This window comes from Gelidibacter salicanalis (assembly GCF_007997285.1).
Lineage (GTDB): Bacteria > Bacteroidota > Bacteroidia > Flavobacteriales > Flavobacteriaceae > Gelidibacter > Gelidibacter salicanalis.
Window position 1 is genome coordinate 1 of the sequence record NZ_VORX01000014.1, and the last position, 9,287, is coordinate 9,287.

A 9,287-nucleotide genomic window follows, 5' to 3' on the forward strand; every position below is an offset into this window, starting at 1 on the left:
AGCTAGCATCCAAATTTACGTCCTGCACTGCATTCACCGTAAGAACTGGTTGAGTAACATCCTTGGCGGTTAGCGTTACAACTTTAATATCCGTATTTCCAGCGGCATCTTTAGCAGTAACCGTAACCGTGGTTGTCCCGTTATGAGCAAGGGCTACCTTTGAACCAATGGCAGGGCTTTGGGTGATCGTAAACGTACAGTTGTCCGTTGCGGAACCCCTAACATCGGGAACTGTAATCTCACAGCTAGCATCCAAATTTACGTCCTGCACTGCATTCACCGTAAGAACTGGTTGAGTAACATCCTTGGCGGTTAGCGTTACAACTTTAATATCCGTATTTCCAGCGGCATCTTTAGCCGTAACCGTAACAGCGATTTTCCCGTTATGAGCAAGGGTAACCTTTGAACCAATGGCAGGGCTTTGGGTGATGGTAAACGTACAGTTGTCCGTTGCGGAACCCCTAACATCGGGAACTGTAATCTCACAGCTAGCATCCAAATTTACGTCCTGCACTGCATTCACCGTAAGAACTGGTTGAGTAACATCCTTGGCGGTTAGCGTTACAACTTTAATATCAGTATTTCCAGCGGCATCTTTAGCCGTAACCGTAACCGTGGTTGTCCCATTATGAGCAAGGGCAACCTTTGAACCAATGGCAGGATTTTGAGTGATAGTGGCCCCGCAATTATCCGTAACGTCGCCAGAAAGATCTGGAATCGTTATTTGACAGTCAGCTTCCAGATCAACGTTTCGATCAGAGCCTGGTTTAAGAATGGGCTTTTCATTATCAATCACAGTAATATTAAAACTACAAGTCGTTATAGGATTAGTAGTTGCCGTCCCATCTCCTAAAGTTCTCTCTTCGTAAACCACCATTGTTTTCCCCACAGGAAAGAATCCATTATTAGCAATACTTCCTGAAGCCAATACCATCTTAGCATCTGGGGTGGTAGTAGTTGGAAGTGTGTAATTCACATTGGCACCACAAACTCCTTGAGCTACATTTACTGTTTTATCGCTATTAGAACAGTCGGAAACATATACTAATCTAGAATTTTTTAAATTAGCTGCTTTAACTTTAGCAACAAAAACCCCCAAATCACTATTCACGACCATCTTAGCCCCCGTGAATCCACTCATATCCAACGCATCAAAACCCCCTCTATAATCGAAACTCATGTCATAAGTTTGCGAGACATTCTGAAGTATAAAATTAGTTTTATTGAAATTGGAATTCCCTAATGCCATAGGGCTCACCCATAGAAAGAATACAGATATAAAGAATAGAGAGTAATAGTTTTTCATATATAGAATATGGGTAAATACTAATTTTAAAAACTAGTAATCTTAAAATGAAAGCGAAATATTAACGGACTGTTAATGAGGGAGACACAAAATTAAGTTAAGTTTTTTTCAAAACAAAAAAATACATCGTTTAAAAGCAATAAAAAACCTTTAAACGGTAAATTATGGCGCCTAATTTCTTACTCCATTAAGAAATTTTGACTACTTAAGGTTATTAGCGTTTATCTGAAGCTTTACATGCTGAGAAAGGGATCGCGAACCAATGACACCTTTTCAAAATTGGAATATATGAGTACCAGGTTGGTAAAGGTCTAAAATAAGCCTATAAAAAAAGCCGTTTCAAATAATTTTGAGACGGCTTCTTAAGTCATGTAAAGGTTTGAGTTTCCTATTTTTTTGGAATATGCTTCAAAATTTCCAAGACATACTTCCAATATTTTTGTGCTGAAGATATTTGGGCGCGTTCGTCAGGAGAGTGTGCGCCTCTTATGGTTGGACCAAAACTGATCATGTCCATTTCTGGGTAATTCTGACCTAAAATCCCGCATTCCAATCCAGCATGACAGGCCGCCACATTGGCATTTTTGCCATTCATCTCTGTATATAATTCTGAAAGCACTTTTAAGATGTCCGATTCCATATTTGGTTTCCAACCTGGGTAGTCGCCAGAAAACTCTACCTCACAGCCAGTCAATTCGAAAGTCGCACGGAGCATGTTCGCTAAATCCCACTTTGAAGATTCAACAGAGGAGCGGGTTAAACAGCCAATTTTAATGGCACCATCTTTTACGATAACGCGGGCAATATTATTGGACGTTTCTACCAAATCTGGAATATCCGGGCTCATGCGGTATACGCCATTACAAGCCGCATAGAGCGCTCTAGTCAAGCCTTCTTGCACGCCTAAATCCATCATTAATTTAGGTGTTTCGACCTTGGTAATTTCAATAGTTAAATTAGGCTCAATAGTCTTATATTCGGTGGTAATATCAGCAATCATCTCCTCCATTTCGGTAGCAAACGCCTCTTCATTCATCGTATCAATCGCTATAAGGGCATTACTTTCTCTTGGAATCGCGTTGCGGAGACTTCCGCCATCAATTTCAGAAATACGCAATCCGAAGTTTTCAAAGCCGTCAAAAAGCAGGCGATTCATCAATTTATTGGCATTCCCAAAACCTCTGTGGATGTCCATTCCGGAGTGGCCTCCTTGTAAACCTTTTACCGTAATCTTATAACCCGTTTTAAATTCTGGTGTTTCTTCTTCCGTATACGTTCTGGTAGCCGTAACGTCAATTCCGCCGGCACAACCTACGCCAATTTCATCATCTTCTTCAGTATCCAAATTAAGGAGAATTTCACCTTCTAAAAGACCGCCTTCCAAGCCTTTAGCTCCCGTCATGCCTGTTTCTTCATCAATTGTAAACAGGGCTTCAAGCGCAGGATGTGGAATCGTATTACTTTCTAAAATTGCCATAATGGTGGCCACTCCCAAGCCGTTGTCGGCACCTAAGGTTGTTCCCTTAGCGCGTACCCAATCGCCATCTACATACATCTCGATGCCTTGGGTATCAAAATCAAAGTTGGTGTCGTTGTTTTTCTGGTGCACCATATCTAAATGCGATTGCATGACCACCGTCTTACGGTTTTGCATCCCCGCAGTTGCAGGCTTTTTAATGATGACGTTGCCTACCTTATCTTCAAACGTTTCCAGTCCTAATTTCTCACCGAATTCTTTCATAAATGCAATAACGCGTTCCTCCTTTTTTGAAGGACGTGGCACAGCGTTTAAATCGGCAAATTTATTCCAAAGCTCTTGAGGTTCTAATTGTCTTATTTCTGTATTCATACGTGAATTTTATGTTGTTTTACAAAGGTAAGGATTCGTGTATGTTTTATAAAACTATTTTCTATTTTTGAGGGATGCGCAAACATACCAAACTTATTATTGCCCTTTCTCTGCCCCTACAAATCGTGCTCATTAAGGTATTGGCCAATTATCCCAATTTTGTTGAACAGTATTATAGCAATGGGATTTACCAATGGATTTCTAAAGCGATGCATGTGGTTTTTGGATGGGTTCCATTTTCAGTAGGTGATATTTTATATACGGTAGCCACCATTTATGTGTTGAGATGGCTGTATAAGAACAGAAAGCGACTGAGAACCGACACTAAAAATTATCTTTTGGATATTTTAGCGCCGATTTCCTTGGCGTATTTTGCCTTCCATATGATGTGGGCCTTTAATTATTACCGCTTGCCCTTACACCAATCGCTCAACATTGAAAATGAGTATTCAACGGAACAATTGGTAAACATCACCAAAGATTTAATTTCCAAGACAAATCTCATTCACGGCATTATAAAAGAACATGATACCAGCATGGTGATTATGCCCTATACCAAACGCGAACTTATTGCTTTGGCTCCAAGAGGTTACACACAACTTACTAAAGAATATCCAAATCTTACTTACAGCACCAGCAGTTTAAAACGTTCCATCTACAGCCTGCCCTTAACCTATATGGGATTTAGCGGTTACTTAAACCCGTTTACCAATGAGGCGCAAATTGACGGCCTCATTCCGGCCTACAAATACCCAACCACAACCAGTCATGAAATCGCGCATCAATTGGGCTATGCTGCAGAAAATGAAGCCAATTTTATTGGGGCGATGGCGGCTATGAAACACGAAAATATCTATTTTAATTACTCAGGTTATTCCTTCGCGCTCCGGCATTGTTTAAATGACATCTATATGAGGGATCCTTTACTATATCAGGAGTTGTTGATGACCGTAAATATTGGCGTTCTCAAAAATTACGAAGAAACCCGCCTCTTTTGGCAGTCTTATGAAAACCTATCCGAAAGCTTTTTCAAAAATACCTATAGTGGATTTTTAATGGCTAATAATCAAAAGGGCGGTATTGAAAGCTACAGCTATATTGTGGCACTTTTGGTGAATTATTTCGAATCACGTCCGTAATGAATGTTAAAAATATCTTAATACGATTCAAAACTCTTCATAATCTATATCTTTAGAATTCATTATGCTAACTAATTTTCAACCGTATGATTAAAACATTATTGACCCTCATGACCTTCATGTGCAGTTTTTCTTTGCTCGCACAGGAGTATTTCCCCAAAAATGACGGGGTATTTACAAAAAATACCAACTACACCGCCATTACCAACGCCAAAATTTTTGTAACGCCTACTCAAATTATTGAGAAAGGCACTTTACTAATTAAAGATGGCAAAGTAGTAGCTTCTGGAGCTTCGGTAAGTATTCCGAAAAATGCCACACAAATTGATGCTACAGGTAAAAGTATTTATCCTTCCTTTATTGATATGTATTCTGATTTCGGCATCGAAAAACCGAAACGTCAAGGTGGTGGCAGAAGCGCACAATACGACCCCTCGCGCACAGGTTTTTACTGGAATGACCATGTGATGCCAGAGAACAATGCGATTGATCAATTTAAATATGATTCTAAAAAAGCAGAAGATTTAATCAAAGCCGGTTTTGGCGTGGTCAATACGCACATACAAGACGGGATTGTTCGAGGCACCGGTACGCTGGTCGCCCTTAATTCTGATGCTGATAACTCGATGCGCATTATTGAGGCGAAATCGGCGCAATACCTGTCCTTTGATAAAAGTTTAAAATCCAATCAGTCCTACCCGTCTTCTATCATGGGAAGTATGGCGTTGCTGAGACAGTTATATAATGATGCCGATTGGTATGCAAAAGGAAACTCCAAAACTAAAGATTTGTCTATTGAAGCGTTGAACAACAACAAATCCATGGTGCAAATTTTTGAAGCAGGCAGCAGAGCCAATGATTTGCGCGCAGATAAAGTTGGGGACCTTTTCAGCATCCAATACATTATTTTGGGTGGTGGCGACGAGTATGAGCGTCTTGACGAAATTAAAGCGATGAATGCGCCAATGATCATCCCAATCAATTTCCCTGAGGCTTATGATGTAGAGAATGCCTTTTTAGCGGCTACGCTGTCCATTCAAGATATGAGAGCCTGGAATCAGAGACCGTCCAATCCGAAACTATTGGCGGAGAAAAACATTCCGTTTGCGTTGACCATGCACGATTTAAAATCGGCCAAAGATTTTCAAGCCAATATCCTAAAGGCTATTGAAGCTGGACTATCCAAAGAAAAAGCCTTAGAAGCCCTAACCACTGTTCCGGCACAACTGTTAGGAAAAACGGATAAAATAGGCTCATTAAAAAATGGCGCATATGCCAACTTCCTGATCACTTCTGGCGATATTTTTGATAAGAAAACAACCTTATATGAAAACTGGGTGCAAGGCTACAAAAACACCATTGAAGACAGAAACACCATCGATATCGCGGGTACCTACGCTTTTACTTTAGCAGGTGACACTTATGAAATGGTTCTTTCTGGGGAATCCAGCAAGTTGAAATCAGAGATTACATCTGATAACAAAAAACGCGGCTCCAAAGTGTCTTACGCTAACGATTGGGTAAATATTGCCTTCACGACACAAGACAGCACAAAACAAGAGTTTGTCAGAGTTATTGCCACCGTTGATGCGAACAAAAACCTCAACGGAAAAGCCATTCTGCCTACGGGAAATGAACTGAGTTTCTTCGCCAAACAAACAGAAGCCAAGAAAGATAGTGAGGCAAAAAAGGAGGATGATGAAGACGATAAAAAAGAAGCGGTAGCTACAGTGTCTCCAATCACTTTTCCTAATAATGGCTACGGATTTGAAACCTTGCCTAAAGCTGAAACCATATTATTTAAAAATGCGACGGTTTGGACCAATGAAAAGGATGGCATCTTAACAAACACGGATGTGTTGATCAAAAATGGCAAAATCGCCAAAGTGGGTCAAAATTTATCTGAAGGCGGTGCCACAGTAATTGATGCGTCAGGAAAACATTTAACCTCAGGGGTTATCGATGAGCATTCGCATATCGCCGCAGCGTCCATTAATGAAGGTGGACAGAATTCGTCAGCAGAAGTCACTATTGAAGATGTGCTTGATGATACGGATATAAATTTATACCGAAATTTAGCTGGCGGGGTGACTTCCATTCAAATTTTGCACGGATCAGCTAATCCAATTGGCGGACGTTCGGCCATCATCAAACCAAAATGGGGACATGCCGCGAAAGACTTAATCATAGACAACAGCCCGAAATTTATAAAATTCGCCTTGGGTGAAAACGTAAAGCAATCCAACTGGGAAGGCACGCGTTTCCCTCAAACCAGAATGGGTGTTGAACAGGTGTATGTCGATTATTTTACTAGAGCTAAAGCCTACGAAGCTCTAAAGAAAAGTGGAAAGCCTTATAGATATGATACCGAAATGGAAACTTTGGTTGAAATATTGAACGGGGAGCGTTTTATCTCATGTCACTCCTATGTACAAAGTGAAATTAATATGTTTTTGAAAGTGGCTGAACAATTTGACTTCAGAGTGAACACCTTTACCCATATTTTAGAAGGCTATAAACTGGCCGATAAAATGGTAGAGCACGGCGTTGGTGGATCTACGTTTAGTGATTGGTGGTCCTACAAGTATGAAGTTAATGATGCTATTCCTTACAATGCCGCCATTATGCACGATGCTGGCGTAACGGTAGCCATTAATAGTGATGATGCTGAAATGAGCCGTCGTTTGAATCAAGAAGCGGCTAAAACCGTAAAGTATGGTGGTGTGAGTGAAGAAGAAGCTTGGAAGTTTGTCACCTTAAACCCTGCAAAACTATTGCACATTGATGACCGTGTAGGCAGCATTAAAGTTGGTAAAGATGCCGATGTGGTTTTATGGACAGACCATCCACTTTCAGTATACGCTAAGGCTGAAAAGACGATTATTGAAGGGGTGACCTATTTCGATTTAAAACGTGATGAACAGATTAGAACGCAAATCAAAAAAGAAAAAAGTCAACTGATCAACGATATGTTGCAAGCCAAGAACAAAGGACTGAAAACACAACCGATTAAGAAGAAGGAAAAGGAATTGTTACACTGCGATTCGGAATAGTTTTTTAGTCTTCAGTTGGCAGTCTTCAGTTGGCAGTTTTCAGTTGGCAGTTTTCAGTTTGCAGTTTTCAATTGGCAGTCTTCAGTTGGCAGTCTTCAGTATACAGTTGGCAGTCTTCAGTGATAAAAAAAGTAATTAGTGAATTCGTGGCTCAAAAAAACATATTTAAATATTCATAAAATTTCCTCTTTCGAGAGAATATAAACAGATTTCAAATGAAAAAAAACATCTATATAGTACTCCTCGCCTTGTGCACCAGCTTTGGGTTTGCACAACAAACACCCGCGTCTAAGCAATCTAAACCCATTGCCATTACCGGGGCAACGGCACATTTAGGCAATGGTGAGGTCATAGAAAACAGCCTCATTATTTTTAAGGACGGAAAACTTACTACAGTTTCTAGTGCAGCACAAACCGATCTTTCAGGGATGGAAGTCATCAAAGCAGACGGCAAACATGTGTATCCAGGTTTTATTGTGCCGTCATCCACCTTAGGATTGGTAGAAATTGATGCCGTAAAAGCAACATCTGACGATGATGAGATTGGTGAAATAAACCCACACATCAGAAGTATTATTGCCTATAATGCAGAGTCTAAAGTAGTAGAATCCATGCGCCCGAACGGCGTATTATTGGGCCAGATTGTACCTCAGGGTGGCCGCATTTCGGGCACCTCATCCGTAGTGCAATTTGATGCGTGGAACTGGGAAGATGCCACTGTAAAAGTGAACGACGGTATTTACATGAACTGGCCAAGTAGTTTTACCCGTGGCCGTTGGTGGCTTGGTGAAGATCCAGGATTGAAAATCAACGATAAATACAGTGAACAAGTGGATGAGGTGGTGTCGTTTTTTAACGAGACCAAAGCCTATGGCGCAGGAGACCAACCTATAATTAACTTACCCTACGCTGCAACACAAGGTTTGTTTGATGGTTCCAAAAAACTATACATCAATGTAGATGACGAAAAAGGCATTACTGATGCTATTCATTTTGCAAAAAACAACAAGGTACAGCATATGGTAATTGTAGGCGGAAGTGAAGCTTTTAAGGTTGCCGATTTGCTAAAACAAAACAACATCCCAGTCATTTTACAACGTATACATTCGCTGCCAAGTAGAGATGATGACGATTATGACATGGCTTATAAACTCGCTAATTTGTTAGTAGAAAAAGGTGTTCTCGTCGCTTTAAATGCTAACGGATCAATGGAGCGTATGCATTCTAGAAACATTCCATTTTATGCAGGTACTGCGGTAGCGCATGGCATGGCAAAGGAAGAAGCCTTAAAACTGATCACCTCTAACACGGCTAAAATATTGGGTATCGATAAAGATTATGGCACTCTAGAAACTGGTAAAAGCGCTACGCTTTTTATTAGTGAAGGCGACGCTTTAGACATGCGGACCAATAAATTAACCCATGCTTTCATCGACGGTCGTTCAGTGAGTTTAGAAACCCACCAAACCGAATTGTACAAGCGTTACGATAATAAGTTTAAGGCTGGAAAATAGTTGAATGAAGTTGGAAGCTGGAAGTTGGAAGCTAGAAGCTGGAAGTAAGAAGTTTTTTGTTTCGAATTTTAAATTTAAATTTCAAAATTAATTACAAATAAAAATCTGTCACGCCCTATAATCAGGAATGACAGATTTTTTTATTTTAATATAAATTTAGTGCTTTAAATTTATCGATTACGATGTAGCCGCAGGCATTTACGCCTCAAGTCTTTATTCTTGGTTCTAAAAGCGAAGCGGTCTTAATACTAAATACTAAAAGCGCAGCGGTCTTAATACATAATACTAAAAGCGAAGCGTGTAAGTCCCTGATATAGGTTGACCACTTTAATCAAAGTGTAAACTTATGAAAGCAAATTTAAAAACCTTAAAAAAGCACCGTATTTATTCGGAAGAATTTAAGCTCCAGATTGTTCATGATTTCGA

The 9,287-nt window shown here is 40.2% G+C and carries 5 protein-coding genes; 3 read left to right on the forward strand and 2 right to left on the reverse strand.

Annotation, left to right across the window (positions count from 1 at the left end; translation table 11 throughout):
• A partial coding sequence (locus ES711_RS16080) for a hypothetical protein (protein ID WP_211363143.1) occupies positions 1–1,306 on the reverse strand: 1,306 nt, incomplete at its 3' end.
• A gap of 388 nt (positions 1,307–1,694) precedes the next feature.
• Positions 1,695–3,155, reverse strand: coding sequence for an aminoacyl-histidine dipeptidase (locus ES711_RS16085; RefSeq protein WP_146894331.1), 1,461 nt, complete (start codon positions 3,153–3,155; stop codon positions 1,695–1,697).
• Between the two features lie 74 nt (positions 3,156–3,229).
• Between ES711_RS16085 and ES711_RS16090 the strand changes: the two genes are divergently transcribed.
• The 3 genes from ES711_RS16090 (at position 3,230) to ES711_RS16100 (ending at position 8,861) form a co-directional block, all read left to right on the forward strand.
• Positions 3,230–4,294, forward strand: coding sequence for a DUF3810 domain-containing protein (locus tag ES711_RS16090; protein ID WP_146894332.1), 1,065 nt, complete (start codon positions 3,230–3,232; stop codon positions 4,292–4,294).
• Between the two features lie 86 nt (positions 4,295–4,380).
• The gene (locus tag ES711_RS16095; protein ID WP_146894333.1) at positions 4,381–7,347 is read left to right on the forward strand and encodes an amidohydrolase family protein; all 2,967 of its coding nucleotides are present in this window, start codon (positions 4,381–4,383) and stop codon (positions 7,345–7,347) included.
• A gap of 215 nt (positions 7,348–7,562) precedes the next feature.
• Positions 7,563–8,861, forward strand: coding sequence for an amidohydrolase family protein (locus ES711_RS16100; protein ID WP_146894334.1), 1,299 nt, complete (start codon positions 7,563–7,565; stop codon positions 8,859–8,861).
• The last annotated feature ends 426 nt before the right edge of the window (positions 8,862–9,287 follow it).